The sequence below is a fragment of the Paenibacillus sp. MMO-177 genome (assembly GCF_037147795.1).
Classification (GTDB): Bacteria; Bacillota; Bacilli; order Paenibacillales; family Paenibacillaceae; genus Pristimantibacillus.
The window spans coordinates 101842-128632 of record NZ_JBBCUR010000013.1; the positions used below are offsets into that span (position 1 = coordinate 101842).

22 protein-coding genes are annotated in these 26791 nt (G+C 51.1%); 8 read left to right on the forward strand and 14 right to left on the reverse strand.

Annotated features, from left to right (window positions below; all coding sequences use genetic code 11):
* Positions 1 to 35: 35 nt before the first annotated feature.
* Entirely contained in the window at positions 36 to 434 is a 399-nt protein-coding gene (locus WFK81_RS27380) for a GNAT family N-acetyltransferase (RefSeq protein ID WP_336790197.1), read from the forward strand.
* A 262-nt stretch (positions 435 to 696) separates the two neighbouring features.
* Here WFK81_RS27380 and WFK81_RS27385 read toward each other — a convergent pair whose 3' ends face one another.
* From WFK81_RS27385 to WFK81_RS27400, 4 genes are all read right to left on the reverse strand, one after another.
* Entirely contained in the window at positions 697 to 1299 is a 603-nt protein-coding gene (locus tag WFK81_RS27385) for a response regulator transcription factor (protein ID WP_336790199.1), read from the reverse strand.
* Positions 1300 to 2388, reverse strand: a complete 1089-nt coding sequence (locus tag WFK81_RS27390; RefSeq protein ID WP_336790201.1) for a sensor histidine kinase — start codon at positions 2386 to 2388, stop codon at positions 1300 to 1302.
* A 74-nt stretch (positions 2389 to 2462) separates the two neighbouring features.
* A complete protein-coding gene (locus WFK81_RS27395; RefSeq protein ID WP_336790203.1) occupies positions 2463 to 3221 on the reverse strand; it encodes an ABC transporter permease in 759 nt (252 codons plus the stop codon).
* A gap of 14 nt (positions 3222 to 3235) precedes the next feature.
* Positions 3236 to 4126: an ABC transporter ATP-binding protein gene (locus WFK81_RS27400; protein ID WP_336790205.1), complete on the reverse strand. Its 891-nt coding sequence runs from the start codon at positions 4124 to 4126 to the stop codon at positions 3236 to 3238.
* A gap of 201 nt (positions 4127 to 4327) precedes the next feature.
* On the opposite strand from WFK81_RS27400, the gene WFK81_RS27405 reads away from it, so the two are divergent.
* On the forward strand, positions 4328 to 4786 hold the full coding sequence (locus tag WFK81_RS27405) for a VOC family protein (protein WP_336790207.1): 459 nt from the start codon (positions 4328 to 4330) through the stop codon (positions 4784 to 4786).
* A 271-nt stretch (positions 4787 to 5057) separates the two neighbouring features.
* On the opposite strand, the gene WFK81_RS27410 is transcribed toward WFK81_RS27405, so the two are convergent.
* The 4 genes from WFK81_RS27410 to tynA form a co-directional block, all read right to left on the reverse strand.
* A complete protein-coding gene (locus WFK81_RS27410) occupies positions 5058 to 5720 on the reverse strand; it encodes an HD domain-containing protein (protein WP_336790208.1) in 663 nt (220 codons plus the stop codon).
* 78 nt (positions 5721 to 5798) lie between these two features.
* Complete coding sequence (locus tag WFK81_RS27415; RefSeq protein ID WP_336790210.1) at positions 5799 to 6050, reverse strand: hypothetical protein; 252 nt, start codon at positions 6048 to 6050, stop codon at positions 5799 to 5801.
* 100 nt (positions 6051 to 6150) lie between these two features.
* Positions 6151 to 6609 (reverse strand): GNAT family N-acetyltransferase, encoded by a 459-nt coding sequence (locus WFK81_RS27420; RefSeq protein WP_336790212.1) that lies wholly within the window; start codon positions 6607 to 6609, stop codon positions 6151 to 6153.
* A 148-nt stretch (positions 6610 to 6757) separates the two neighbouring features.
* Positions 6758 to 9055 carry a primary-amine oxidase gene (gene tynA, locus WFK81_RS27425; RefSeq protein ID WP_336790213.1) on the reverse strand — a complete coding sequence of 766 codons (2298 nt, stop codon included), beginning with the start codon at positions 9053 to 9055 and terminating at the stop codon, positions 6758 to 6760.
* A 190-nt stretch (positions 9056 to 9245) separates the two neighbouring features.
* Between tynA and WFK81_RS27430 the strand changes: the two genes are divergently transcribed.
* From WFK81_RS27430 to WFK81_RS27445, 4 genes are all read left to right on the forward strand, one after another.
* Positions 9246 to 10046 carry an AraC family transcriptional regulator gene (locus tag WFK81_RS27430; protein WP_336790214.1) on the forward strand — a complete coding sequence of 267 codons (801 nt, stop codon included), beginning with the start codon at positions 9246 to 9248 and terminating at the stop codon, positions 10044 to 10046.
* Between the two features lie 97 nt (positions 10047 to 10143).
* Entirely contained in the window at positions 10144 to 10950 is an 807-nt protein-coding gene (locus WFK81_RS27435; RefSeq protein WP_336790215.1) for an alpha/beta fold hydrolase, read from the forward strand.
* Between the two features lie 18 nt (positions 10951 to 10968).
* Positions 10969 to 11943: a sensor domain-containing diguanylate cyclase gene (locus WFK81_RS27440; protein WP_336790217.1), complete on the forward strand. Its 975-nt coding sequence runs from the start codon at positions 10969 to 10971 to the stop codon at positions 11941 to 11943.
* A 583-nt stretch (positions 11944 to 12526) separates the two neighbouring features.
* Positions 12527 to 13732 (forward strand): MFS transporter, encoded by a 1206-nt coding sequence (locus WFK81_RS27445; protein ID WP_336790219.1) that lies wholly within the window; start codon positions 12527 to 12529, stop codon positions 13730 to 13732.
* 67 nt (positions 13733 to 13799) lie between these two features.
* On the opposite strand, the gene WFK81_RS27450 is transcribed toward WFK81_RS27445, so the two are convergent.
* From WFK81_RS27450 to WFK81_RS27475, 6 genes are all read right to left on the reverse strand, one after another.
* Positions 13800 to 14999 carry a glycosyltransferase family 4 protein gene (locus WFK81_RS27450; protein ID WP_336790221.1) on the reverse strand — a complete coding sequence of 400 codons (1200 nt, stop codon included), beginning with the start codon at positions 14997 to 14999 and terminating at the stop codon, positions 13800 to 13802.
* Complete coding sequence (locus WFK81_RS27455) at positions 14989 to 15987, reverse strand: lysylphosphatidylglycerol synthase domain-containing protein (RefSeq protein ID WP_336790269.1); 999 nt, start codon at positions 15985 to 15987, stop codon at positions 14989 to 14991. Before WFK81_RS27455 ends, WFK81_RS27450 begins: the two co-directional genes overlap by 11 nt.
* A 121-nt stretch (positions 15988 to 16108) precedes the next feature.
* Positions 16109 to 16558 (reverse strand): GNAT family N-acetyltransferase, encoded by a 450-nt coding sequence (locus tag WFK81_RS27460; protein WP_336790223.1) that lies wholly within the window; start codon positions 16556 to 16558, stop codon positions 16109 to 16111.
* A 117-nt stretch (positions 16559 to 16675) separates the two neighbouring features.
* Complete coding sequence (locus WFK81_RS27465) at positions 16676 to 17446, reverse strand: ABC transporter permease (RefSeq protein WP_336790225.1); 771 nt, start codon at positions 17444 to 17446, stop codon at positions 16676 to 16678.
* On the reverse strand, positions 17439 to 18419 hold the full coding sequence (locus WFK81_RS27470; protein ID WP_336790227.1) for an ABC transporter ATP-binding protein: 981 nt from the start codon (positions 18417 to 18419) through the stop codon (positions 17439 to 17441). Before WFK81_RS27470 ends, WFK81_RS27465 begins: the two co-directional genes overlap by 8 nt.
* A 27-nt stretch (positions 18420 to 18446) precedes the next feature.
* Positions 18447 to 19049: a TetR/AcrR family transcriptional regulator gene (locus WFK81_RS27475; protein WP_336790229.1), complete on the reverse strand. Its 603-nt coding sequence runs from the start codon at positions 19047 to 19049 to the stop codon at positions 18447 to 18449.
* A gap of 499 nt (positions 19050 to 19548) precedes the next feature.
* Here WFK81_RS27475 and WFK81_RS27480 point away from each other — a divergent pair, with 499 nt between their 5' ends.
* Positions 19549 to 25995, forward strand: a complete 6447-nt coding sequence (locus WFK81_RS27480; RefSeq protein ID WP_336790231.1) for an Ig-like domain-containing protein — start codon at positions 19549 to 19551, stop codon at positions 25993 to 25995.
* 135 nt (positions 25996 to 26130) lie between these two features.
* A complete protein-coding gene (locus WFK81_RS27485) occupies positions 26131 to 26748 on the forward strand; it encodes a DUF975 family protein (RefSeq protein WP_336775812.1) in 618 nt (205 codons plus the stop codon).
* The last annotated feature ends 43 nt before the right edge of the window (positions 26749 to 26791 follow it).

Consider the following 26791-nt stretch of genomic DNA (forward strand, 5'->3'; position numbering starts at 1 on the left):
TCTTATAACAAATCGTAAAAAGAGGTGCATCCGCCATGCCAGTTGAATACCGCATTGGAGCTCCCGTTACAGCCGTACAAGTCGCCGAAGTGTTCCGAAGCTCCGGCATCAGACGACCCGTCGATGATCTAGCCCGCATTCAGAAAATGATCGACAACGCCGATCTCATCCTCTCGGCTTGGGATGGCGAAGAGCTTGTCGGCATTGCCCGGGCGGTTACCGACTTCTCCTATTGCTGCTATCTCTCCGATCTGGCCGTAAGCAAGACGCATCAACGTCTCGGAATCGGCACGGAGCTGGTGAACCGGCTGCGGGAACATCTTGGCGAAGAGGTTGCCCTTCTGCTGCTGTCCGCGCCCTCCGCCATGGATTATTATCCGCAGATCGGCTTTGCCAAAGCCGACAATGCGTTCCTGATTAAACGAGTAAGATAATTCCCAAATCCATACTCAAACAGTTGAATTGCGAAAATGCAGGCGAATTCCTCCTGCAACAGCAAAAATTCCGATTAAAATGCAAAAGTACAGCTAATCCGCGGGCAAGATGCTCATTTGAGCATTTTTTCATCGGAATGAACTGTACTTTTGCATTTTTATTCTATTTGCAGACTTAAACCATCCAACTAACCTGTACTTTTGCAGGTGACGGCAGCCTGAAGTAAATTGCACGGCGTTAATCTTCTAGTTCCAGCACCGATTAATCGAGCCAGCCGTTTTTCTCCGCGATTCCAATCGCATCAATCCGGTTCTTGGCGTCTAGTTTCTGTATGGCTTCGGACAAATAGTTGCGCACGGTACCCGCGGACAGAAACAGCTGGGAGGCAATCTCGCCGGCAGGCAGACCTTCCCGCGCCAGACGCAGCACCTCCCGTTCCCGTTCGGTAAGCGGATTCTCCGCTTCCCAGAACGACAAAGCAAGCTCCGGACTTACCGCCCGTTTCCCGGCATAGACGTTGCGAAGCGCCGCGGACAGCTCATCGATCGGGGAATCCTTGAGCAGGAAGCCCTTTACCCCTGCCTTCATGGCCCGCTGGAAATATCCGGAGCGGGAGAAGGTTGTCAGAATGACAACCAGGCAAGGATGCTTATCCGTACGCAAGCGTTCGGCAACATCAAGCCCGGTCAGCTTGGGCATCTCGATATCCATCACGCAGATATCCGGCTTCAGGCTGCGAATCATCTCTAACGCCTGTTCACCGTCTTCCGCTTGTCCGACGACCTCAATATCTTCTTCCAAATCAAGCAGGGCGCTAAGCGCGCCGCGCAGCATTCCCTGATCCTCGGCGACAAGTACTCTCATTTATGTGGAGTCTCCCTTCTTCGATGACGAGCGTACTCTAGGCACGGTAATCGTTATAACGCAGCCGCTGCCTTTCGTGGACTTGAATTCCAGCTTTCCGTCCACGAGATTTAGTCGTTCCTGCATTCCTCTGAGCCCGTTATGCGCAGGCCCTTTGTCCGCCAGATCGCAGCCAACCCCGTTATCCCGGATGGCAAGGCGGTACTGGTCGGGCGTCATTGCCCATTCGATGACGCATTGACGGGCTTCGCTATGCTTGACGACATTCGTTACCGCTTCGCGCAGGCACATGCCCAGCATATTATCGATAAGCGGGCTTAAGGATGCGGAAGCGGGATGGCCTTCCACCCTAATGGTTATAAAAGCTGCCGCTAGAATCCGTTTGGCATTCGACAGCTCAGCCTGCAGAGTTACCGTATTCATCCCCGTAACCAGCTCCCGGACCTGCTTCAGCGCCGCACGGGAAGTAAGCTGAACATCCCGGATTTCCTGCTTGGCCCGGTCCGGATGATGAGCGATAAGCTTCTCGGCTAATTCGCTCTTGAGCGTGATCATCGTAAGCGTATGGCCAAGCGTATCATGGAGCTCGCGGGAGATCCGCTGCCGCTCCTCCTGAATGGACAAGCGGGCAATCTCGTCATTGGCCAGCTCGAGCTGGGTACGAAGCACTCTGGACCGGCGTCCGATAAACATGACAAAAGGAACCAGCAATACCGCAACCATAGCAGGCAAAAGATTATAAAGCCCTTCCAGACCATTCATCTCTTCATAGTGCCAGACCTCCATCCCGTACAACAGCAGCACGCCGGACATCGCAATTCCGATCTGACGAAGGTTTGGCAGCATACCGACAAGCGAAGCTGTAAAAAAGCCCATATACATAAAGCTTTCATCGTACCGCCAACTGAAGTAACCAATGACGAGCAACTGAATAATAACCGCCCAAATGCGCCAGCTTTTGCTCAAATGCCCCGTGATATAGCTTGCGATAAACAAGACGATAAGCGGAAATCCTATCCATTGCTCCTCGTGAGGCCGTTCGGCGAGTGCCATGACCGGAAACAAGATATAGATGAGCCATAACAGCATAAAGAAAATGGGCGGCCCTCCTTCGGGGGGCCGCTTCATTATTAATCGACGTAAATCATGCAAGTATTTTTGCATTACACCGCTTCCTGTTTTTTCATGATATAAGACGAAATCGCAAGGAATACTACCACGTAAGCTGCCAATATTCCTACGCCGGTCCAGTTAATGGACACTCCGGCAACCGCGTCCCATGCCCCTTGGCCAAGACGGTAGGTAGGCGTAAGATGAGCAATAGTCTTCATCGTGCTCGACATGGTGTCCGTCGGGAACCACAGACCGCCCAGAATGGATAGTCCCATATAGCATATCATGGAAAGAACTTGGACGAAATCCGCATTTTTGATCGAGCCGATTAGGGTGCCAAGACCCATAAACGAGAAGCCGCCGATAAAGATAAACAATCCGCAAGTAATCCAGGTCGATGCGCTTAAGTTAACATCCTTAAACACTCCGCCAACAATAAACATGACAATGATAATAGCCAAGTTAATAACGCCTTGCGACAATACTTTGGACAGTACGTAAGACCAGGACGGAAGCGGCGTGATTTTCAGCAGAGCCAGCCAGCCTTGGCTCCGTTCTCTCGACAGCCGCTGCGCATAGGAGGTCAAGCTTGCCCCTACAACCCCGTATACCGTCATCGACATCAGGTAATAGGCTTTCCAATCGACATTGCCAACTTGCACATTATCGCCAACCGTATTGGTAAAGATAAAGTAGAGCACAACCGGCATAATAAACGAGAAAATAACGAATCGGCGGTTACGGACGGTGCGCAGCAGCTCCGCCTTGCATTGCGCCAGAGTTGCTTTCATGCTTGTAGATTGACTCATTACATATATCCCCCTTAGTTCGTAGAGTGGACAATCGCCTGGAATGCATCCTCAAGGCCGCCACTTTGGATTTCGATATCTTTCATCTCGATGCGCTGTTCGATCAGCGTTACAATCAACCGGTCGGTATCCCGGCTATGAAGCTTTACGCGTCGTCCGCTCCATTCCGCGTCGATAACTCCCGGCAGCGCCAGCAGCTGATCGTTCGTTACGGAAGCACCCGCCGTAAAGGAGATAACGCGGCCCGTTGTTTCGGCTTTGATCTGGCTTGGCGAGCCGTCCGCCACAACCTTGCCCTGATTGATAACGACGATGCGGTCTGCGAGGCTATCCGCTTCTTCCAGGTAATGCGTCGTAAGAACAACCGTGCGGCCTTTGTCCGCCATCGAACGGATCGTATCCCAGAACATTTGGCGGGAGGTGACGTCCATGCCAACCGTTGGTTCATCGAGGAAAATAATTTCGGGATCGCCTGCCGCCGCAAGCGCGAAGCCCAGACGGCGCTGTTGTCCGCCGGACAGCGACGCGGCCATTTTATCCTTTTCCTTCTCCAGGCCGGAGATCCGGAGCAGCTCTTGCAGGGAGAGCGGATTGCTGTAGTAATTGCGGAACAGCTCAATGGTTTCCGCTACCTTCAAATTATCAATAACGCTAACATCCTGAAGCATCGCTCCAATCCTGTTGCGAACTTTGATGTCCTTCGGGCTTCCTCCCAGCAGCTTAATCGCTCCGGAGGTCGGCTGCTTCAGCCCCAGAATCATGGAGATCGTTGTTGTTTTGCCGGCGCCGTTTGGCCCAAGCAGCGCGATCACCGTTCCTTTTTCCACCCTGAGCGATAAATTGTCTACGGCTTTTTTGCCTTGGTAGATCTTCGAGACTTGATCCAATTCGATTGCATAACTCATTGTCTGTTTCACTCCCGCTATCTATAATTTGTTGTGCTGTTAACGTCTCAAGTTGTTGCTCTCGCTTACATACATATCTTACCTTTTTGAGTTGAGTGCTCCTACGCATGAACGTAATCTCTTTCAGATGACAAATGTCATATCATGGACATGATAAGTTACAATAGAACAAACCGGCATTTATTAAAGGAGTTTACTGACATGATTGATTCCATCTTCGAAACCCATTTGCAGGTGACGGATTTAGACCGTTCCATCAAGTTTTATACGAAACTCGGACTAACCCTTGCGTTACATAAGCCCGAGCGGAGATCTGCTTTTTTCTATGTGGGAGAACGCAGAGACCTGCTTGCGTTAAAGGAGCTGCCCAAAGGGCAGAAGCTGCAGCCCCGGCATTTCGCTTTTGGCGTTCGGCTTGATCAGCTGCTTACGGCTTCGGACTGGCTGATCGAACGGGGAATCCACCCGCTACCGGGCTTTGGCAAACAAGAGGCTCCTCCGGAACCTTTCGTGCATGCGTGGATGCCGGCCGCCAGCGTCTATTTCAATGACCATGACGGCAATGAGCTCGAGTTTATGGCGTGGCTCGACGACGAGCCCCAGAACCTTAGCTTTGTTCCTTATTTAAGCGAGTGGAATGAGATCAACGCGAAAAAATAAGACCTCCAGGGGTCTTATTTTTTCGGGTATATGTGCCCCCTGCGGGCTAGTGAAACGGATCCTGCTGTACGAAATGCAGGGTATAGGCTCTGAGTGAGGGCGTTGGTTGAATTATGCTGTACAAAATGCAGCAAAATCGATGAATTGTAGCTGATTAGAGCGGTTTAGCTGCTAATATCCTGCACTCCATGCAGGATATTGCTATATATAGGGCTTAGATCGACGATTATGCTGCACTTCGTGCAATGACGTCATTCGCCCACTACCTGCTCTACCGGTTCCCGTCCCATTCCTCGTAGAACTGCTCGACGTATTCTTCCATATAGCGGTGGCGTTCCCCGGCTATCCGTCTTGCCGCATCCGTATTAACCAGGTCTTTGAGCTTCAGAAGCTTCTCGTGAAAATGATTGATCGCCGTACTCTTCCCGTTCCGGTATTCCTCGGCGGTCATCTCGCCGCGCGGCGGAATGGCCGGATCGTGGATCGGGGTGCCCTTCCAGCCCGCGTATACGAAAGCTCTCGCGATCGAGATAGCCCCGATAGCGTCAAGCCGGTCGGCATCCTGCACAACCTTGCCTTCCAGCGTCCGCATTGGCGGGTTTTTCCCGCCGTTGTAGGACATGTTGGAGATGATGTCCATCACATGAGCCCGGTGTTCTTCTTCCGGCAGATTAGCTTCCAGCCAGGCCTCAACCTTCCGTTGCCCCTCTTCCTTCGAAGGATTCAGCTTCTCATCCGCCACATCATGCAGCAGCGCCGCAATCGTGCAGATGAACAGATCCGCTCCTTCCTCGCGGGCGATCCGCTTCGCCATCTGCACCACCCGGTGAATATGCCACCAGTCGTGGCCGCTTGCATCATTCTCCAATACGGAACGGCTGAACTCTTCCGCCTTGCGGATAATCTTTTCTTTATCGTCATGCGTGATTTTCATGGTTGTTGCACCTCAAATTTTAAATATAATGTACGTTTTTCTTTATGTACTGTAGTTGTAACCGGGGAACGTGTAGTTTTATTGGCCATATTCATGCGTCTCCTCCTTGCCTCTGCGAGAGCACGCATCACCGGTGAAACGGTCATACCCGCCTTCTATGAACATCATCGCCCAGATCAGATAAATCTTCGCCATGGCGTAACCGGCAATGCAGCCAACTATCCCGCCAACATAATAATAGGGATTGACCTTCTCCAACGCTCCGCCAACCAGACCGTCATTCATATTCTCCGCAGCTCCCTCCTTAAAAGTCCGGGTTTCGTTTGTCATTTTCTACCGATAATGTTAATCGAGAGCCAGCTCCAACCGCAAGCTACGCTGACAATAATAAAACTCCGCCTCTACGAGAACGGAGTTCATCTTCAATAAGTTACAGCACCTTTTCATAACAGAGGCTGGATTCGCAATCGATATATTCCCCGAAACGGTCAATCTCGTAATAGCCTTTGCTTGCGTAAAAATGAAGGGCTTCCGGCTGCGGTGCTCCCGCTTCCAGCCGCATGATCCGGCGGTTCAACGCAATCGCCTGATCCTCCAGAGCGGATAAAACGGCGCCTGCAATCCCCTGCCTCCGGTAGCCGGGGTCTACATAGAAGCGCTTCAATTCAACGATTTCCTCGTCCAGCGGGCGAATAGCGCCGCAGCCTACAGGAGTTCCGTCGATATAAGCGACCATAAAGATCATGTCCTTCACCTTCGGATCCGAGAAATCGACCGTAAACACTTCGTCCGGATTGGAGTAGCGCCCTGCCAAATCCTCGTCCAGCTTCCGGATTAAATCATGCAAATCTTTGTTGTCATGGGCAACCTGGACAATCATCCGTTTCATCGGGATCTCCTCTTTCCTCTTTCCTTTTTCCTTTTTCCTCGCAATTTGCTTTTACGTTATATTTTCTAACATTATAACTTGATGGACGAGAGGGAACAACAAAAAGAGCAGGAGCCTCTAAATCTACCTCGGCCCCTGCACTCTCCGATTACTCTTTGCCGTTCAAATTCAGCGTTGGCGTCTGGTCGAAGAAGTTCCACGGCTTAAGCAGCGTATACACCCATTCCGTCGGCATAATCGGCCATTCCTCGGCACGCGCCACATGGGTGGTGCCCGTCGTCATCCAGACTACGTTGTCTGTGTTGACGATCGATTCATTATCCGAGGTGAACAATCCAAGACCGGTATCCGTCTTCGCGCGGTTCGGGTATTTGCCTTCCGGATAACGCTCGTTCTCATAGTAGCGCGTAACCCAAAGCTGCTTATCCATAAAGTTAACGCGGTTGAACAGCCATTCGTCCTCGCTGAAGTTAGCACCTTTGGCAATCGGATGGGTACCTCCGGCATACGGAATAATCTGATAGGAGACCGGATTGCCTACCTTGTTCTCTTTATTCGTGTTTGTGATCAGGCGAATGGTCGAAGCGTCGAACTTCTGAGCCGCCTCCTGCTCCGTCCCCACAATACGAGTCTCGGTCTGCATCGTGCTCTTGCGAGGGCCGCCGGCCGTATTATCCGCCACGACGGGATTAATCTCCATCAGGGAATTTTGCTCGCCGTCCACGTCCATATCGAGACGGAAGTTATAAATATGCTGATGCGTCGTTCCCACGATGTTATGGTCAATCAGCGTGCCGTATTTCGTATCTTCAGCGGCTGTCTCGTCATGCATCGTGCTGGATTCTACGCCTTTTACGGCCTCAATACCGGTAGCACCCGCGTTAATGCCGATCGTGCCGTTTTGCGCGAATACCCAGTCAAAAATATAATCATAATTGCCAACCGTGCTGATCCAACGGACAACAAGCTCGCGTCTTTCCGCGCTGACATTGTCCTGGCCCATCTCCTGATGCTTGTATTCCGGGCCTGCGTAGCGTTCGAAGATCGCCATCGCGCTTGGAATGTTCATCGCCGCGCCCGTATAATCGGCGATCGTCGCATCCAGCAATACGGCGTTATCCGGCACATCCTTGCCGCGGGCAAGCGAGGAAGTCAGAGTCCCCATGCCATACTCGCCCGAATCGAGGTAAGCCTTGAAGTACCAGCCTACATCCGGATCGCCGTAAGGAACGATCATGCCGCCAAGCGAGCCCTCGTACATAATTTTGCGTTTTTTGCCCCGATCGTTATAGGTCACCGTCGACAGTATCGGACCTACGCGGGAATCCAGACGAAGGTGGAAATCCCAATTCTGCCAATGAATCGTATTGCCGGTAATCGTGTAGTTCTTGCCTTCCGGCTCCGTGATCTCAAGCGGCTTCGAAGGCGTTGTCGCTGTCATATTGCTGCCGTCATACGGGGTTGCCTTCATTGGAATCGGCACGACACCGGCATCCTCAATCTTAATAACCTTCTTCTTCTCGAGATCGACCACCGCGACTAGATTCTCGATCGGATGCGCCCAGTAGTTGCCGTCTCCCGTGTTCAGATAAGCGACTACCTTAAGCAGCCTCTTATCCTGCTGCAGCTCGTCCTTGCCGTCGAAATAACCAACCGTCAGCGGCGTGGAAACGACCTGCTTCACATCGTTAATGCCGCGTTTCTTCAGAGCAGCCGCATATTCCGCGCTTTCTTCAATAGCGGTCTGAACCGTACCGAAATCATCAAGCAGCACCATGCCATGCGCGCCTTCAATCGGCTGCCATGCGGTTACTTTTTTGGTTGCTAGATCAACCGTCCCCTCAATGACATGCTTGCCGTCCAGAATAACGACCGCAGCCGAGCGGTGAGCCGATACATCCGTGCCGTCAAGCACAAACTTCCACACCTGCTCCTTCGGCGGAGCCTTCAGCGTAATTTCGGTAAAGCGGTAGTTGTCCCCGAATTTCCCTTCCGCCTTCAAAATATTAACCGTCTCCGCTATCTCGGCGGAAGTAAGCGGGTTTAGAGGATTAGCCTTTTTCTCTACCTGGAACGTCTGGTCCAGACCCGACTGGAATACTTCGCTGATAAAATGATGGGATACGTACGCCAGGTTTTTCTTCATAATGACCGGGGCTTCCATCTCCAGGCGTTGGCCGTTCACCAAAGCGATATTGGAATTTGGTTTTACCTTGACCAGCGTGCTGTTCTTTGTAATTGTAATGGTACCCGCGAAGCTGTCCCATTTCACCTCAGCCTCAAACTCCTCCAAGGTTGTGCGAAGCGGAACAAAATCCTCCGAGCCTCCATGCGCTTCGGCAGTTGGTGCCGGCAGCGGCGCGACTACCCCGCTGCCAAGCGCAACGGTTAAAGCCGTACCTAGTACCGCCGACTTTTTAGCAAGCGAACCTTTTAGTTTCTTCATCTTTATATGCCTCCCCATTCTTTTTGCGTCTTTCCTTGACGTTAATTTACCTGACATTAAAGGGGGAGGAATTGTAAAAAACGGAACAAACCCGAAAATTATGTTAGAAAATATGACCTTAACTCATTGACGAAAGAACATTGCCTTTGTTATTGTTGTACGCATATTAAGGTGCGGGAGGAATGGACACATGCTAGAGGAACTCATTAGCGGCATCCAGTACGGCTTTGAATGGGAAACAACGGGCTATATAGAACGGAAAATCTATTATAGCGGGCAGCCCGTTATCTATTACCAGTTCAATACGGATGCATCCGGGCGGATGATCCATGTTGTGCCGGACGGCTGTGTCGATCTCCTCTTCTGCTGCCATCCCGGAAAGCCTTCCGCGAGAGTTTGCGGCACCGTGCTGCAGGGAAAAGAGCTTTATTTCGAGGCTGACACTACCTATTTCGGGGTTCGTCTGTCCGCAAGACTAAGTCTTCTGCTGCCTAATCTGCCGTTGAAGGAAGTCATCGAGATCCAGGTCCCATTCGAGGATTCTTTATCTAGATACAAAGATACGGGAGCTATTATTGCGGAGTTTCAAGGTTTCGCCGAGCGGGTAGCAGGCTTTGAAAAGCTTTGCATGCCCATTCTGTCGGGCGATGTCCGTTCCATTCGGATGATAGATTACTGCCTGACCGCCATGCAGCGTTCAAACGGCAGCGTTACGATCCGCGACCTGGCAGAGGATACCGGCTACTCCGAGCGTTATATCCGCACAAAGTTCGAGCAGTCCCTCGGCATCTCCCCCAAGCTGTACAATCGGATTATCCGTTTCCAGCGTTCGCTCGGCGTCATCGTAAGAGGCGCATCCTCCTTGACGGATGTAGCGATGGAAGGGGGTTATTTCGACCAGTCCCATTTCATGAAAGAATTTAAATCTTTCAGCCAGCTTACCCCTATTCAGTTACGAAAACACGTGAAACCTTCCTCATCACTCCTCTAGTCATTTCGACACAAATCTACAAAAGTTCATTCCAATTCCAAAATAATCCGATATAATGTTCATAGCGTAATACTTCTCTTAAGAGAGGAGACCGTCTATGAATACGGATATTCTCACACGCAATAACGTAAACGTGCTTGGCCGCGGAAAACAGGCTATTGTATTCGCCCACGGCTTTGGCTGTGACCAGAACATGTGGCGGCACATGGTCCCCCAATTCGAACAGGATTACCGGATTGTTCTATTCGATTACGTCGGCTCCGGAGCATCCCAAATTAACGATTACAGCCCAGACAAATATAACAGCTTAAACGGCTACGCCGAAGATGTGCTTGATGTGATGGATACGCTTCAATTGGAGAATGCGATATTCGTTGGCCACTCCGTCAGCGGCATGATTGGCATGCTTGCTTCGATTCGGCAAAAGAAATATTTTCAGCGGATGGTTATGCTTGGCGCTTCCCCGCGGTACGTTAACGAACTCCCCACCTATTACGGGGGCTTTGACCGCAACGAGATTGACGAGCTGCTGCAGATGATGCAGATGAATTTTATCGGCTGGGCAAGCTACCTCGCACCTATCGTGATGCAGAATCAGGAACGCCAGGAGCTGTCCGCCGAGCTGGAGAAAAGCTTCTGTTCCAGAGATCCGCATATCGCCAGGCAGTTCGCGGAAGTGACCTTCTTGTCCGACTGCCGGTCGGAACTGGCCTCTGCTTCGGTCCCGACGCTTATTTTGCAATGCGCGGATGACAGCATCTCGCCTCCGGAGGTCGGAGAATACATGCATGCGCAGCTGAAGAACAGTACGTTAAGACATATGAAGGCAACCGGACATTACCCGCATCTCAGTCATCCGGAAGAGACCACGCAATATATTAAGGATTATTTGGCGATTTCTTAAGAGAAAGGCAGTATTTGAATGGACACCCTGTTAAATGAAGCACCCTGCGGTTATTTCTCGATTACCGACAAGGGACTAATTCAATCGGTCAATCAGACACTGTTAACGATGCTGGGTTATGACCGTGAGGAATTGCTGGAACGGCATATCGAGTCCACGATGTCGGTGGCGAACAAAATGTTTTTTCATACGTATTTCTATCCCTACATCCAGCTTTACAGCCAAGTGAATGAGATGTATTTCTCATTCCGGACGAAAGAGGGCAAGGATCTTCCCGTCCTCTTGAACGGTATAAGGCGGGACCGTGACGGCAAGGCCGTAATCGACTGCGTGGCACTCGAGATGCGGAAACGGATTGAGCATGAGAAGGATATTATGAAGACCAAGCAGCAGCTTGAGGTCTTGTACCAGCAGACAAACGAAGCGAATCACAGACTGGAGCTGCTGCATGCCCAATACGAGAAAAAGCAGCAGGAGCTGCTTGACCTAAACGAGAAGCTGGAGACTCTCGCCTCAACGGATCCTTTGACCGGTCTGAAGAACCGCCGGTACTTCCAGGAGCAGCTGCAGAAATTTACGGAGCTATCCGAGCAGACGGGGGCCGCCCTCTCGCTCTGCATCGTTGATATCGACCGTTTCAAAAGCATCAACGATACATACGGCCACCCTGTCGGCGACCTCGTCCTCACCCGGCTGGCTCAGCTTCTGCAGGAGCAGTCACCGGAAGACGCGGTTGTCGCCCGGTTCGGCGGAGAAGAGTTTGTCATCCTGCTGCCGGGACTGGATCAGGAGCAGGCGCTCGCAGCCGCGGAGCGCTGCCGTGCAGCCACGGAGACGACTCCGCTTGGCGATCTGCGCATTACCATCAGTATCGGCGCAGCAGCCTTTGCCGCTTCGGAATCCGAGCTATCCCTGCTTCAGCAGGCCGATCAAGCGCTCTATCTTTCGAAAAACAACGGGCGTAACCGTGTTACGCTTTACCGTGGTTCATGATAAAGGCAGTCCATACCACCGGTATGGACTGCCTTTATTCGCTTCCTTTTCGCTAGCCCTTGTATGGGCCAGCCTTAGCGATGTGCGACATCGCTAAGGCTGTTAACCAGCGGCTTTTCACCACCTTAACGATACGCCGTATCGTTAAGCACCAAACCTGACCATCAACGATGGCCAGGTCCTTCATTAACGCCATTACTTTTAAACAATAAACCATAAAAGAACACAGCCGCAAAAAGTAACGCAACGGAAACGAGAAGAATGTAAGCTACCCGGTACTCAACGAACTCTCCTTGAAAAACAGCTGCCATACTTAAACCAACATTTTCTTTATTGTACTTCGTCAATTTATAACGGAATATCCGATAGATAAACAGAATAAAGATTAAGCCCAGGATACAACTTCCGAAATAGATCAAGCCTGCAGCTTCCCGACAAACATGCTTCTCCTATTTTTTATTCAAATAATACCATGCAACAAAACCTTGAACTCCCCATCCTCAGCTTCTGCTTTACATTAAAAAATTTACAGGTAAGATTGTTAAGACAGCACTTTCCTATTTACCTGAAAGGAACCGTTATTATGTCATCCGCCCATACGCTTCAATCCAAGGCAGCACCGGCAGACAAAGCATCGCTTTCCAAAGGGCTGCTGCTTTTAATGGCTTTCACCGCCGGCATGACCGTTGCGAATTTGTATTACAACCAGCCGCTGCTGGCGGATATCGGCCGTTCCTTTGGCGTTGCCCCCGATGAGGTTGGTTTTGTATCCACCTGTACCCAAATCGGCTACGCCTTGGGCATGTTCCTGTTTGTGCCGCTGGGCGATATCAAGGAACGCAAAGGACTTATTACCGTCCTGCTCTCGCTGGTCTGTCTTTCCCTGATTGGCGTAGCCACCGCGCAAAATCTCGCGTGGATGTTTATCGCAAGCTTTGCGGTTGGCCTGACAACCGTTGTGCCGCAAATCCTGATTCCGCTTGCCGCAACGCTCGCGGCACCCGGCGAACAAGGCAAAGCTGTCGGCACCGTAACCAGCGGTCTGCTGCTGGGCATCCTGCTCACCCGAACCGTGTCCGGTCTGATCGGCGGCACCTGGGGCTGGCGGTTTATGTACGCCGTAGCGGCGGCGGCCATGCTGGCTCTGCTTCTTCTGCTTAGGATCAAGCTCCCCGTAACTCGCGCAACCGCCGAGCTTGGCTATAGCGAGCTGCTGCTCTCCATGGGCAGGCTCGTGAAAAAATACGCGACGCTGAGGGAGTCCGCTTTGATTGGCGCCGCCAACTTTGCCGCGTTCAGTATTTTCTGGACGGCATTATCCTTCTACGTCGAAGGTGAGCCTTATCATTACAGCAGCCAGATCGCCGGCCTGTTTGGCCTAATCGGAGCGGCCGGAGCATTAGGCGCTCCCTTCGTTGGCCGACTCGCCGACCGCATCCCAACCAAGTGGATGATCGGCGCTTTAATCGCGCTTAATATTATCGCTTACCTGTTCTTTGGGCTGCTGGGCGGCATGTTGTGGGCACTAATTGCCGGCGTTATTTTGCTCGATCTAGGCGTACAAGGCACTCAGGTTGCCAACCAGACCCGCATCTATGCCCTGGAGCCCCCGGCTCGCAGCCGTCTCAATACGGTTCAGATGGTGACCACCTTCCTTGGCGGAGCGATTGGATCGTCCGTAGGGAGCTTTGCCTGGCATGAATGGGGCTGGAGCGGCGTCTGCTTCGCCGGCGGAATTGTAGGACTGTTCAGCTTTTCGGTATGGCTGATCCACCGTTTAAGAAAATAACGCACACGAGAAAAAACGCTGTAAAACTGGTCCACCGCCAGCTTTACAGCGTTTTTTCTTTTCGAAACTACATCCGCTGGGCGGCTCTTTTCCCTGTCCGCTTATAGCTCGCGGCAACCGGGCTGGAGCAGATGCGTCCCGCATATTGATCAAACACCTCCGCAAGCGCATCATGCTGGAATTGCAGCTTTGCGCGTTTATAGCCTTCGCGGACCAGCCTTTCGCGCAGCGGCGTATCGCTTGAGAGCCTGACAACGGCATCGGCAATCGCCATAACGGACTCGGGCTCCACAAGAAGACCCGTTTCCCCGTCGAGCACCGCTTCCGAAGCGCCGCCGGAGCGCCCGGCAATAACGGGTACACGGGCGGAAGCCGCCTCCAGATAGACGATGCCGAACCCTTCAGCGTCACCCTTTTCCAGCTGTCGGCTTACCATAATGAACTGATTGGCCAGATTGTAATAATCATTCAGCCGCTCCGTGCCGCTTACACCGCCCACGAACCGGACCTTGCCTGCCACGCCAACCGTTCCGGCCAGCTGCTCCAGCCTGCCGCGCTCCGGCCCGTCTCCCACTATGACATAGACGGCATTGGGGATATGGCGCAAGATCGCAGGCATCGCTTCGATCACCTTGTCATGGCCCTTCCGGGTAACAAGCCGTCCTACCGACAGGAGCACATACATCCCTTCCAATGCATGCTCCTGCCTTAACTCCTCGTCAACCGGCTTTGGCTCAAACAGGCTTTCAACGCCGGGATGAACAATGCCGATTCTGCCGGGCTCCACTCCGTACTCCTCGACCAGACGACGAGTGAACTCGCTGTTGGCCAGCACGCCGTCCGCCTTGCGCAGAATCAGCTTCACAATCTGATTAAGGCCGATATAACGACGGAACATCAGCATATCCATGCCATGAGCGGATATGATATAGCGACGCCCCCCAAACACGCGGAATAACAAACCGATAAAGCCGATTAACACATACCCGTACACCGTGACATCCGGTTCTTCGCTGCGCAGCGTTTTTTTGACCTGCCGGAACAACCGTCCCCAGCTGAACACATCGGCACGCTCCCGGCGCATAAACGCACCTCTTATGGTCCGGTAAGGCTGACCCTGGTCAAAGGAAGCACAGTCCGGATATTCCGGCGCGATAACGGTCATCTCATGCTTTGTATGTTTGGACAGATTGTAATAGTAGTTCTGCATACCTCCGACACCCGGCGGAAAAACACCCGCTACCAGCACGACCTTCCTACGTTTCATATACCTTCTCCCCTCGCGTCAGATAGCATATGCCCCGAATAACCGCCCAGAACAGCACCTCCGCCATAATATTCCACAGCCGGGCAATAACCGAAATCTGGAGCGCCGTCTCCGTCCCAAGCTTCATGGACAGGAAATAGACCAGGAAACCCTCCCTTATGCCAAGCCCGCCCGGCAGCGGACTTACAAGCCCAAGAAGCCAGGAGGTCGCGAACGTTCCCGCGGCATAAAACAAACCTATATTCCCTTTGTCAAAGCTGTTGGTGAGAAGCCAGAAAGCGATTCCCATGACAAAATGACTGGCCAGAAAACACGCCAAATATGTGAAAAACTGATTTCGGGTCAGGCTGACCTCCGAGCCGGCCAGCTCCGTGCCGCCAAACGACTTGGTCATTTTCCCGATCATCTTCTGAAGGAATTTCCACTTTGAGGCGCGGACGAACAGGCCTTTGACCGCTACCGTCAGCGGGTTGTAGAACAAATAAATAAGCGCAAACACGATAACCAGCAAGAGCCCCACCCAGACCGGAACAATATGCAGGCTGACAATCAGCATCATCGCGTAGACCAAAGCCGCTGCAACGAGCAGAATATTCTCGTACACAATGGCAGCGAATTGGGCATCCAGCGGCACCCCGGCTTTGGTCGCCATCACAATCCGTCCGGCAACATTCCAGAAGCCTCCGGGAATGTATTTGCCGAACTGGGTTTCAATAAATATACGGAGACCGCCCAGCATCGAAAGTCTCCCGCTGCCGCTTAAGCGGCCGGTATCGGATAAGGAGGCATTGACGATTAGCACCCAAATACCGGCTTGAAGCATCAGAAAGATCGAGAATAAGAGCAAGGACAGGTAAAACCGGTCGTTCGCATGCACCAGGAAGGACGTAAGATCCTCCAGCTTGAGCGGAATGTTGCGAACGATAAATACGACGATGATGGCCAAGACAGCGACCTTAAGCACCGTTGGCGCCAGCTTGCGGTACATCGGCAACCATCAACACCTCCTGACTATAGTTAAGCCATCTTTCCATTATAGGAATGTTCTGTTATCCGTGATTTATCTAGAATGCCGAATTTGGTAAAATCTAATACCTTTCCGCTGGCTTTTACCCCAATTCCCGAAGCTGCTTCTTGAAGCCCTGATTCTCGCTTGAGTAGCCCAGCGCGCGATAAAACCGATGAGCCTGCTCCCGATAGCCGCTGGATACAAAGATGATGTAGCTGCACACGCGTTCCTCCGCGAATTGCTCGAGCCTCTGCATCAGCATTTTTCCGACGCCTTGTCCTCTATAATCAGGATTTACCACCACATTCTCCACGACCAGAAACGGGCGGCAATCCCCGACGAGATCATAACATTCAATACCCATCGCGGTTCCGATCACCTTATCGCCGTCGCAAGCCGCCGCCAGAAAATAATGCGGATCCTTCGTCACTTTCGCCAGCTGCCTGCCCATCGCTTCTATATTAGAAGGAACCTCCATCAGCACCTCGAACAGCTCGGCCAAATTTTGAAGATCCTGCAATCCCGCTTCCCTTATCATAATCCCTGTCATATCCAGCATCCTCCAGTTCTTTCATTACCAAAGATTATTGTATCACTCCGTTAGGCCAAATACCGAATAACAAAAAACCGCCGCCTTGGAGGCCAGCGGTTATCACTATATTAGGAGCTAATCGGCTGCACGCCAGTTGATCATTCTCGAAATGAAAGCAAACGATACAATAATAAAACCAATCAGGATGAACATATCTATGGTTACTTCATGCGTCCATCCTTTGGTGAGCATCTCCCTGAGCGCGGAGGCGGAATAGGTGGTCGGGAAAATAACCCCGATATACCGCAGAACCGGCGGCAGCTGGCTGGCTTCCATCATAACCGGCGACAGAAACCCGACAAACATCATCAGCCCCTGCACAAGCATATTGGTCATCTGGTGATCCGGAGACCAGAACCCGATACCCGCTCCTATGCCGACCATGCTTAATACGGCCAGCAGGAAGATCGGTATGAGTCCCCACTCGTAGTGAAGCTTTATTCCGTACGCAAACTGCCCGATAAAAGCCATGATGATAACCGAAGGCATGGCGGTCATCAATCCGCGTACGAGCTGGGTAACGACAAAGATCGCTTTTGAGATGGGAAGCGAAGAGTAGAAGGTGAAGTATCCCGCATGCTTCTGCCAGGAGATCTCCTGTCCCAGCGCGTTAAAGCCCATCATAATAATCGCGAATACAATGTTGCCGACAATGACATTTACCATGATCTGGCCAGAGGAAACCCCGTACATAAATTTCATGAACAACAGCGTGGTAAGCGGAAAGATCGTTGCCATAATAAAGATCCATATCCATTGCTCCCGCACGATTGCAATCTGGATCCGCAATAGGATATACAGCTCGGTCCACATTCGTCCTTTCACAAAAGCAAGCGCATTAGCCAATGAAGCTCCCCACCTTTTCCTCCTGGATAACATACCCCGCAGCTTTCTCCTTCTGGCTGTCGATATAGAGATAGACGTCCTCCAGATTGGGAGGAAGCATTGCATATTCGTCAATAGGCAGGTCCTCCGCATGAACCATCCAGTCCAGCATCGTACCCGCCCGGTCCTTGTCAATCAGAAGCCGCAGCCGGTTCTCGCCAGTCTGCTGGATGTCTCCCCACTCCTCAAGCCGCTTCATCAGATAGCCCGCTTTCCCCTCCACGGCCGTTAATTCCAGCTTCAGCCTGCCATCCACCCGCTGCTTCAGGTGAGGGACGCTGTCGATCTCCAGCAGTCTTCCATAGTTGATAAAAGCAACCCGGTCCACCACCCGCTCCGCTTCCAGGACGTTATGGGTGACGAGAATAATCGTGGCTCCTTTGCGGTTCTGTTCTACAATAATATCCCATACCAGCCGCCGGTTCAGGGGATCAAGCTCGTTAGTCGGCTCATCCAGCACAAGCACTCGGGACTCGCCAATAATCGTTGTTCCGATTCCGACCATCCGTTTCTGTCCTCCGGACAGCTTCTTAAGCGGCCTGCTTGCGAACTCCGCCATGCCGAACCGCTCCAGCAGCTCCATGGTCTGCTTCTCGGCATCCTTCTTGGGCAAGCCGCGAAGAACGCCGGTGAAGAGAAGCGCCTCTCTGGCCGTCAGCGCGCCAAGGGCATGCGGCTCTTGCGCATAATAACCAAACTCCGAGGCAACCTTCTTCGCTTGCTTAAGCACATTGACCCCTGCGTACCGGACTTCGCCGGAGGTTGGAGCAAGCAGTCCGACGATCTGCTTGATCAATGTACTTTTGCCCGCCCCGTTAGGCCCAAGCAGACCAAGAATCTCGCCTTCCCGGATGGAGAAGCTGATATCGATATTGGCTTGCTTCTTCCCCTTCTTATACACCTTACTGACCTGATCAATCTCGATTAGATCCATCGGCAACCCACCTCTTGCTTCCCAAGATTATTGGTTTGTTACAGGTGCAAACAACTGCAATCCAACCCGGCGCATCCCATCCCATACCGGTGATGAAGGATCATCGGTATTGACCAGTCCTACGCCTTGAATAAAACAAAAGTAACCCCAAGCGACTTCATGCGGATCGTAAGACTGAAGCTGGCCGGCCGCCTGGCCTTCAGCGATGACCGCCGTCAGCCCCATCGTATAGTCATTGGCGAACTGATACATCGCTTCCGCTTCCTCCGGAAACCGTTGATGCTGACCCAGCACGTATTGCACCAGCCGCAGGAAAGAAGAGTTGCTGGCTGCAATTTGAATATGGGCGTCAATCATGGACTTGATCCTGTCCAGCGGCGTTCCTTCCCCGTGCACGAAGGCAAGGAAGGGCTCACGGAACCGCTCGAGCGGCTCCAGCACGGCACAACGGAACAGCTCCTCCTTGCTGTCGAAGTAGAGCAGAATCGTTGCCGCGCTCATCCCCAAGCTTTTAGCCAGCACAGCAAATGTTGTACCGGAGAAGCCATTTTCGGGAAAAACGGTGACGGCTGTCTGTAAGATAAGCTCCCTTTTCTCTTGTCTGGCCTGCTCATTGACAGTCCTTGCCATCTACGAAAGACCTCCTTCCAATTAAATATATGAACGTTTATTTATATAATAAGCGAGGTTCCTTAAATTGTAAATACATCCATTTAAACATTAGCGGATTTGTTCCTCCTTAGCCCTTACTCCTTGGAACTCGGGAAAAAAATTATCTTCGGAGTCCTCTTTCTCTATATTTGGTAAAACATTGTGATTTTAAAGTTTTTATCTTCTTATTCCTCTATGAAATAATCTGCTTTCCTATTATTCAAAGGTTCACATCCTAATAATTCCAGCCTGAAATACGATATTCTTGGGCATCTCTTTTTTATCAGACTAATTCCAGATTAAGGCATTAAAGAGCTTGTCGAAAAAATGGATATTAATAGAAAAATTCAAGTTGACGCTGTCGCCTGCTGTCATTTATAGTTATTTAGTACTAGTTTGGTGTCGAAAATAGCAGGGACTTTGTTCCTAGAATTTGACAAAACGAAAACAACTCTATTAATAGAAAGGAAGTGAGTCTATGCTCGCTCGATCATCGGCCTTTACAAGAATCGCTCTATTGCTTCTTGTACTAGGAGTCATGCTCGCAGTCACGCATCCAACTGCCACCAAAGCAGCAGTAAATGTGGTTGACATCAAGAGTAATGCGATGAATTTGGGTACCCCTACCCTTATTACCGCTAGTAATACTGCCGGTAAAGTAGGCGCTGTCTACAAGTACTCGAACGTAATAACAAGAGATGGCATTACGGTAGATGCCAAGGTTACCATCAAGGAAGCAACAACCGGGGCATCACTCTACAACAATGTGTTAGATAATACCGGGACCGGCTTCGATGAGCGATTTAACCCCTGGGTATCAACCGGCTCCGGCTCTGGCTACCTGACCTTCCACTTTGACTTCGTTGATCAAGCAACCGGTAATCCGGTCTCGATTAAAAACTTCTTTGTGACGCTAATCGATATTGACGGCAGCAGTGCATCTGCTAAGGAATTTATCGAAATGTCAGGCTTTGCGAGTTATTCTGTGAATAATCCTACACAGCTTGTCATTGGTGCAGGAACGAATGGAAGAACCCAGTTCGCAGGAAGAAGCTCGTCCCTGCCCGGAACCACATTCGACAACACAGCGTCTGCTATTGTCAACTATACCGCTCCTATCAGCGCCCTGGATCTTGTTATCGGCAATACCGCGACCCTAAGTCAAAGGCAGTTCTCCATCAACTTTGGCGCTCCGGGCGGAACGTTTACTACCCCGGTACAAGTTGACAACGGCTACTCCCCAACCATCAACGTAACCATTGATGACGGCGGAGACGGTGAACTAACCGCAGGCCAAGATAATATGGGTTCGGTAAAAGTTTCGGGCTCTTCTAACGCAGGTACCGGGCAGCCTGTCACCCTTACGGTGAAGGATTCCTCAGGTACCGAACGAAATTATGCAGCAACCGTTGGTGCGGACGGTAAATACTCCGTTCAACTTGACTTTACTGCTCTGAAATACGGAACCATTACCGTAGCAGCGGATACCGTTAATGCGCAAGGCAATCCGGCCAAGACGGCAACGGATACAACTAATAAAGTAAACACGGCTCCAGTAGCCGGGAACGCTTCTTTCTCAGGGGATCGAGATACGGTCTTCAATAAAACTCTGAGTGGAAAAGGCAACGACATTAATGGTGATCCAATCACCTATATACTTGTTTCCGGCCCTTCGCACGGCACCTTGACCTTGAATGCAAATGGCTCGTTTACATACACGCCAGCTGCGAATTATATCGGTCCGGATGCATTTACTTACAAAGTGAACGATGGCTCTCTTAACTCGGCTCCAGCTACGGTATCTCTAACCGTTAATCCGGTTAATGTCGCGCCAGTAGCTTATGATTCCAGCACAAGCACTACGGAAAATACGCCTGTGAATGATACCGTCTCCTTCTCGGATGCAGACGGAGATGAATTACTTCTTTTCGTGCAAGATGAACCAGAGCACGGTTCGGTTACCCTAGACTTCCAAAACGGCACTTACACCTACACGCCTGATGACGGCTTCATTGGAACCGATCACTTCACATTTACCGCTAACGATGGCGTCTTGGAGTCCAACATCGCAACCGTCACCATCAACGTAACGGCAGCTCCTAACGCTGCTCCGGCAGCGCAGGATGACAGTAACACTACAAGTGAAGATGCTCCGGTTACGGGTTCGGTAACGGCAACTGACGGGGACAATGATTCCTTAACCTATACGCTTGTCACGGTGCCGGTTAACGGTACGGTTGTACTGAATGCAAACGGTTCGTACACGTATACGCCAAATGCCAACTTCTATGGTATCGACAGCTTTACCTTTAAGGCTAATGACGGCAAAGCGGACTCCAATGTCGCAACCGTTAATCTGACGATTAATGCAGTCAACGACGCGCCTATTGCGAACAATTCCAGCAATACAACGGACGAGAACCAATCGGTAAACGGAGTTGTGACCGGACAGGATATCGATAGCAGCACGCTGACTTATGAGCTTGTTACTGCGCCTGTTAATGGTACGGTCGTCATAAACAGCGACGGAACTTACACGTACACGCCTAACCATAATTATTCCGGTTCGGACAGCTTCACCTTCAAAGCTAACGATGGCGAGCTTGATTCCGCGCCTGCTACCGTAAGCATCACGATTAATGAAGTCAATGAAGCTCCGGTTGCCCAGAACGGCACTCTGCAAACCGAGGAAGATAAACCACTTAACGGCAGCGTTCATGCAACAGACGGCGACGGTGATACGCTTCACTATTCGGTAGTCAGCCAGCCTGCTCATGGCCAACTGACCCTGAACACAGACGGCACGTTCACCTACACGCCTGATGCCAACTACAATGGCCCGGACAGCTTTACGTTTAAAGCTAATGACGGCTCGGCAGACTCGAATACCGCATCCGTGAACATCGCGGTAACACCGGTCAACGATGCGCCAACGGCCGACGCTTCCAGCAAGACAACGCCTGAGGATACCGCATTAAACGACAGCGTATCCGGCCATGACGTTGAAAACAGCACGCTGACCTATGCGGTTGTTACGAAACCTGAGCATGGCGAGCTTGTTCTTAATCCGAACGGCACTTACACGTATACGCCGGATAAGGACTATAACGGTTCCGATAGCTTCACGTTTAAAGCCAATGACGGAGATCTCGACTCTGCTCCGGCCACCGTTACAATCACGGTTACGCCGGTAAACGATGCTCCTTCCGCGGTTAACAGCGGCGTTACAACAAACGAAGATACACCGGTTAATAATTCCGTATCCGCTAACGACGTGGATAACGACACCATCACGTATACGGTTAAAACCGAACCCGAGCATGGTACGTTGACTTTCAAACCCGACGGTACCTATACGTACACGCCAGATCCAAACTATAACGGCGAGGACGGCTTCACCTTCGAAGCGAATGACGGCCATGGCGGCAAGTCTACCGGCACCGTTACCATTACTGTAACTCCGGTAAATGACGCTCCGGTTGCGGAAGCCGGAACTGAAACAACTGCCGAAGATACACCGGTTAACGGAACGGTTTCGGGGAATGACGTGGAAGGCAGCCCTCTGACTTACACGTTTGTAACTCCGCCGCAGCATGGCACGGTTGATTTGAAGCCGGACGGCACTTATACGTATACGCCGCATCCGAACTTTAACGGCAAGGATAGCTTTACGTTTAAAGCAAACGACGGAACGGCCGATTCCGAGCCGGCAACTGTAGAGATTACGGTTACTGCCGTGAACGACGCACCAACGGCATCGGATGATTCTAAGGTTGTTGATTCCGGCTCCAGCGTCACTTACAGCTTCAAGGCTAATGATGTGGATGGCGATACTCTTACCTTCACGGTTGTAACTCCGCCGGCGCATGGCACGGTTGTGATCAACAACGACGGTACTTACACGTACACGCCAGACGCGGCCTATAGCAGCACAGACAGCTTTACGTTCAAGGCTAATGACGGAGAGCTTAATTCCAATACGGCTACCATCACTTTAGCCATTCGTCTGCTTGACGGTTGGGTTGGCGACCGTCCTGTTACGGATACATCCGAATGGACCGTAGCTCCTAACAAACCGCTCAAAATCTCGGCTATTACGGAAGTAACCGCGACGGCAGTTACGGCAACCTTCGACTTCGACGGTCCGGATAGCGGAACGGACAACGATTCGGTTACCCTGGCATTGGCTAACGGCGATACTTACCATACAGACGGATTCAAGAAATGGGAAAACGTGCAATACCGTCTTCCTTCCGAAGTTACGAGCGGCGCTCATTCGGTAACCTTCGCCTCTTCAAAGGGTAACGAAGGTTTACCGGCTGAAGCAGCTTCCAAGCTTCACAACAATAATTTCACCGTAATCCGCACCGTGTCCGTTGACGGAACGGTTAAAGATCGCAACACCCAAGCTCCGATTGAAGGAGCAAAGGTAACCTTGTATGATCCGACTGGAACTAATAAAGTTGCTAATACAACTACGGATGCTTCCGGTTACTATAAATTCCCGAATGTTCGTACCGAGCATTACCTGATTGTCGTAGAGAAGCAAGGCTATGCATCGCGCAATCAAGTCATTAATGCTTTGCCGGGCTTGGCGACTGAAACAACGATTCATCAAAACTTCGAGCTTGTGAAATACATCTTGAAGCTTAGCGCTAACCCTAGCTCTATCGTAGGTGACGGCCATACGGTTTCGAAACTGACGGCCATTCTGACTGACATTGACGGCAAACCGCTCAAGGATGTCAATATCACCTTCTCCGCATCGCTCGGAACCTTCCTTGGCGGTTCCCCAACCGCGGTGACGGATGCAGCAGGCAAAGCAACGATTCAATATCAATCGTCCAAAATCGAAGGCATTTTATCGCAAAGCGTTCCTGTAACGGCTACGGCTAATGACGTAGAACGCAGCATTTACGCGCAAGAGCAAATTATCATTACCTTTGAGCCTGCTTCCGTAACGGGCGTTGTAGCTACAACGGATAACGGAACGCGTACGATCGTGGCAGGCGCAGTCGTTAAAATCACAAAGGACTTTGACGGCGACGGCATTATCGATTTTGCGGCTGAAGCTATTACCGACACAGACGGCAAGTACAGCATCGCCGTTCCGCGCGGCGACGAAAGGTACGACATCGAAGTTATCAAGACCGTTCAAGTAGGCGGCCAGACCAAAGAAGTTTCCTTCAAGCAAACCGTTGAAGTTGGCGCGGTAAGCGGAAATCCAGGCGAAGTTTTTGAATCGACGAAGACCATTACCGGTCTCCTTACGCAAAAGCTTCCAACCGGTCAGAATGACATGCTTGAAGAAGATTTCATGAACCAGGTAACCGTGAAGCTGATTGGACCGGCACCGTATCATAAAGAATACACAGCACCTTTGAAAGATGGCGTATTTAATATTCCCGGCCTTGAGCTGAATACGGAATATCAGATTGCAATTATCTTCAAGGTTCCTGATGCGGAACACGGCGGCTATAAAGACATTATCATTAACGCATTAGACAACAACGGCACGCTTCCGACAATCAAGCTGGCAGCCGACGGCGAAATGAACATTCTTAACGAGCTCATTGACCCGTACGGCGACATTACCGACATTAATACACATGCTGCCATTGACGGAGCGACCGTCAAACTGTATTACGCAAACACGCCGCGCAATATTGCAAACGGCATTACGCCCGGCACGGAAGTTAAGCTTCCTGCGATCGTCGGCTTTGCTCCAAACGACAACGCGAACCCGCAGACAAGTAAAGACGGCGGTAAATACGCGTACATGGTTTATCCGACAACCGATTACTACATCGTTGCAACGGCTCCGGGCTATGTGACTTATACGAGCCCAACGATTCCTGTCGAGTATGCGATTGTCCGCCACGATATTCAGATGTCCAAAGCGTCTGTTGCTCCGGCCGGCAAGCCTAATGTCGTTGTTAACGTATCCGTCGACAAAGATAGACAAGAAGAAGGAACAGCAGGCAAGATTAAAGTGGAGTACCTGAACAACGGTACAAAACAAGCTGCCGGCGCAACGGTGACGTTGACTCTTCCTGAGGGAACAACGGTAACCAATGCCGACGGCGGTAAGGCAGAAGGCAATAAAGTGACTTGGAATGTAGGAGATTTGAACATCGGAGATAAAGGCGTGCGCAATGTGGAAGTGAAGTACCCATCTATCAAGGAAACAGAGCTTCTCGTAACGATTTCCGCAGAAGGCAAAGCGAGCCAAGAGCTGCTGAACCCTGAAGCGGCAAAAGCATCCGTGAAAGTGTTGCTCTTCTCCACCGGAGATGAAGCCGTGAAGCACCAACGCTATATTCTCGGCTTCCCTGACGGCAAATTCAAACCAAGCCAAAAGCTGACCCGCGCAGAGCTTGCGGCCATTATCGCGCGCCTCCTGAACGGCGGCTCGACAACGCTGAAAGCCGAATTCAAGGATGTACCTTCTACCCAGTGGGCAAGCGGTTATATCCGGATCGTAACGGACAGCGGCATCTTTAAAGGTTTTGCAGACGGCACCTTCCATCCGAATCAGCCTGTAACGCGCGAAGAATTGGCTGCAGTTATGGTACGTTACCTGAAGCTGGAGACATCCATGCCAATTACTCCGCAATTCGGAGACAGCGAAGGACGCTGGTCCTCCGCGGCAATCGAGGCCTTGTTCCGTAATGGCCTGACAACGGGCTATCCGGACGGCACGTTCCAACCGGGCAAAGACATCGTTCGTCTTGAAGCCGTAACGCTGATCAACCGCCTCCTGTACAGAGGCCCGCTGACTGACGTAGAACCATCCTTCCCGGATGTTGCGAAGAGCAACTGGGCGTTTGGTCAGGTCGAAGAAGCAACAAGAAGCCACGAAGCTACGCGCACTTCGGACGGCAACGAGCATTTTGTGAAAGCAATGGACGACAATGTGAAGTAAATCGTTAAGGCCGGCAATCCTAGCAGGACTGCCGGCCTTCTTTTATCACATGGAATTAGGGCATTTACCTAAATTAAACCAACATTGCTGCCGATTAGATAATATACAGACAAATAGGAGAGTGTTATTTTCGCAATGAACGTTACTTATTCAGAACTTCGAGCAAGAGCAAGGGAAAGTTTGCAAGGAAATTGGGGTAAATCGATTCTGGCCATCATTGTATACGGCATTGTTGCCGGCCTCATCGGTTTGCTAAATTTCATCCCTGTAATCGGCTATATTATTCAAATACTTACAGGCGGAGCTTTTGCACTAGGCTTAATTATTTTCTTTGTTGGCATTGCACGGAATGAGGGTCCGCAAATTAGTGAAGTATTCAGCGGCTTTTCTCATTTTATTAAAGCTTTTTGTGTCTATTTCCTTATGACTCTCTTCACCGTTTTGTGGTCGCTATTGCTCATTATTCCCGGTATTATTGCGTACCTTCGTTATTCGCAGGCTTATTACATTCTGCAGGATAATCCGGATATCGGGGCGCTTGAAGCGATTCGTCAAAGCAAACAATTAATGAAAGGCCGCAAGTGGAAGTTTTTTGTGCTTAATCTTACGTTTATTGGCTGGATGTTCCTTGCACTCCTTACTTTCGGTATTGGATTCCTATGGCTCTACCCTTATATCTTTGTCACCCAAGCTCATTTCTACGACGAGATTACGGGCAGAACAACGCCTCCTCCTCATCCCGCATCCTTCTAACGAAACGCAGAATGCTTATTTGGCCAAAATCCGGCATTTCGGG

Excerpts from the sequence above, each read along its gene's own strand:
- WFK81_RS27380 (WP_336790197.1), top strand. The coding sequence starts at position 36 with ATGCCAGTTGAATACCGCATTGGAGCTCCCGTTACAGCCGTACAAGTC.
- WFK81_RS27385 (WP_336790199.1), bottom strand. The coding sequence starts at position 1,299 with ATGAGAGTACTTGTCGCCGAGGATCAGGGAATGCTGCGCGGCGCGCTT.
- WFK81_RS27390 (WP_336790201.1), bottom strand. The coding sequence starts at position 2,388 with ATGCTGTTATGGCTCATCTATATCTTGTTTCCGGTCATGGCACTCGCC.
- WFK81_RS27395 (WP_336790203.1), bottom strand. The coding sequence starts at position 3,221 with ATGAGTCAATCTACAAGCATGAAAGCAACTCTGGCGCAATGCAAGGCG.
- WFK81_RS27400 (WP_336790205.1), bottom strand. The coding sequence starts at position 4,126 with ATGAGTTATGCAATCGAATTGGATCAAGTCTCGAAGATCTACCAAGGC.
- WFK81_RS27405 (WP_336790207.1), top strand. The coding sequence starts at position 4,328 with ATGATTGATTCCATCTTCGAAACCCATTTGCAGGTGACGGATTTAGAC.
- WFK81_RS27410 (WP_336790208.1), bottom strand. The coding sequence starts at position 5,720 with ATGAAAATCACGCATGACGATAAAGAAAAGATTATCCGCAAGGCGGAA.
- WFK81_RS27415 (WP_336790210.1), bottom strand. The coding sequence starts at position 6,050 with ATGACAAACGAAACCCGGACTTTTAAGGAGGGAGCTGCGGAGAATATG.
- WFK81_RS27420 (WP_336790212.1), bottom strand. The coding sequence starts at position 6,609 with ATGAAACGGATGATTGTCCAGGTTGCCCATGACAACAAAGATTTGCAT.
- tynA (WP_336790213.1), bottom strand. The coding sequence starts at position 9,055 with ATGAAGAAACTAAAAGGTTCGCTTGCTAAAAAGTCGGCGGTACTAGGT.
- WFK81_RS27430 (WP_336790214.1), top strand. The coding sequence starts at position 9,246 with ATGCTAGAGGAACTCATTAGCGGCATCCAGTACGGCTTTGAATGGGAA.
- WFK81_RS27435 (WP_336790215.1), top strand. The coding sequence starts at position 10,144 with ATGAATACGGATATTCTCACACGCAATAACGTAAACGTGCTTGGCCGC.
- WFK81_RS27440 (WP_336790217.1), top strand. The coding sequence starts at position 10,969 with ATGGACACCCTGTTAAATGAAGCACCCTGCGGTTATTTCTCGATTACC.
- WFK81_RS27445 (WP_336790219.1), top strand. The coding sequence starts at position 12,527 with ATGTCATCCGCCCATACGCTTCAATCCAAGGCAGCACCGGCAGACAAA.
- WFK81_RS27450 (WP_336790221.1), bottom strand. The coding sequence starts at position 14,999 with ATGAAACGTAGGAAGGTCGTGCTGGTAGCGGGTGTTTTTCCGCCGGGT.
- WFK81_RS27455 (WP_336790269.1), bottom strand. The coding sequence starts at position 15,987 with ATGTACCGCAAGCTGGCGCCAACGGTGCTTAAGGTCGCTGTCTTGGCC.
- WFK81_RS27460 (WP_336790223.1), bottom strand. The coding sequence starts at position 16,558 with ATGACAGGGATTATGATAAGGGAAGCGGGATTGCAGGATCTTCAAAAT.
- WFK81_RS27470 (WP_336790227.1), bottom strand. The coding sequence starts at position 18,419 with ATGGATCTAATCGAGATTGATCAGGTCAGTAAGGTGTATAAGAAGGGG.
- WFK81_RS27475 (WP_336790229.1), bottom strand. The coding sequence starts at position 19,049 with ATGGCAAGGACTGTCAATGAGCAGGCCAGACAAGAGAAAAGGGAGCTT.
- WFK81_RS27480 (WP_336790231.1), top strand. The coding sequence starts at position 19,549 with ATGCTCGCTCGATCATCGGCCTTTACAAGAATCGCTCTATTGCTTCTT.
- WFK81_RS27485 (WP_336775812.1), top strand. The coding sequence starts at position 26,131 with ATGAACGTTACTTATTCAGAACTTCGAGCAAGAGCAAGGGAAAGTTTG.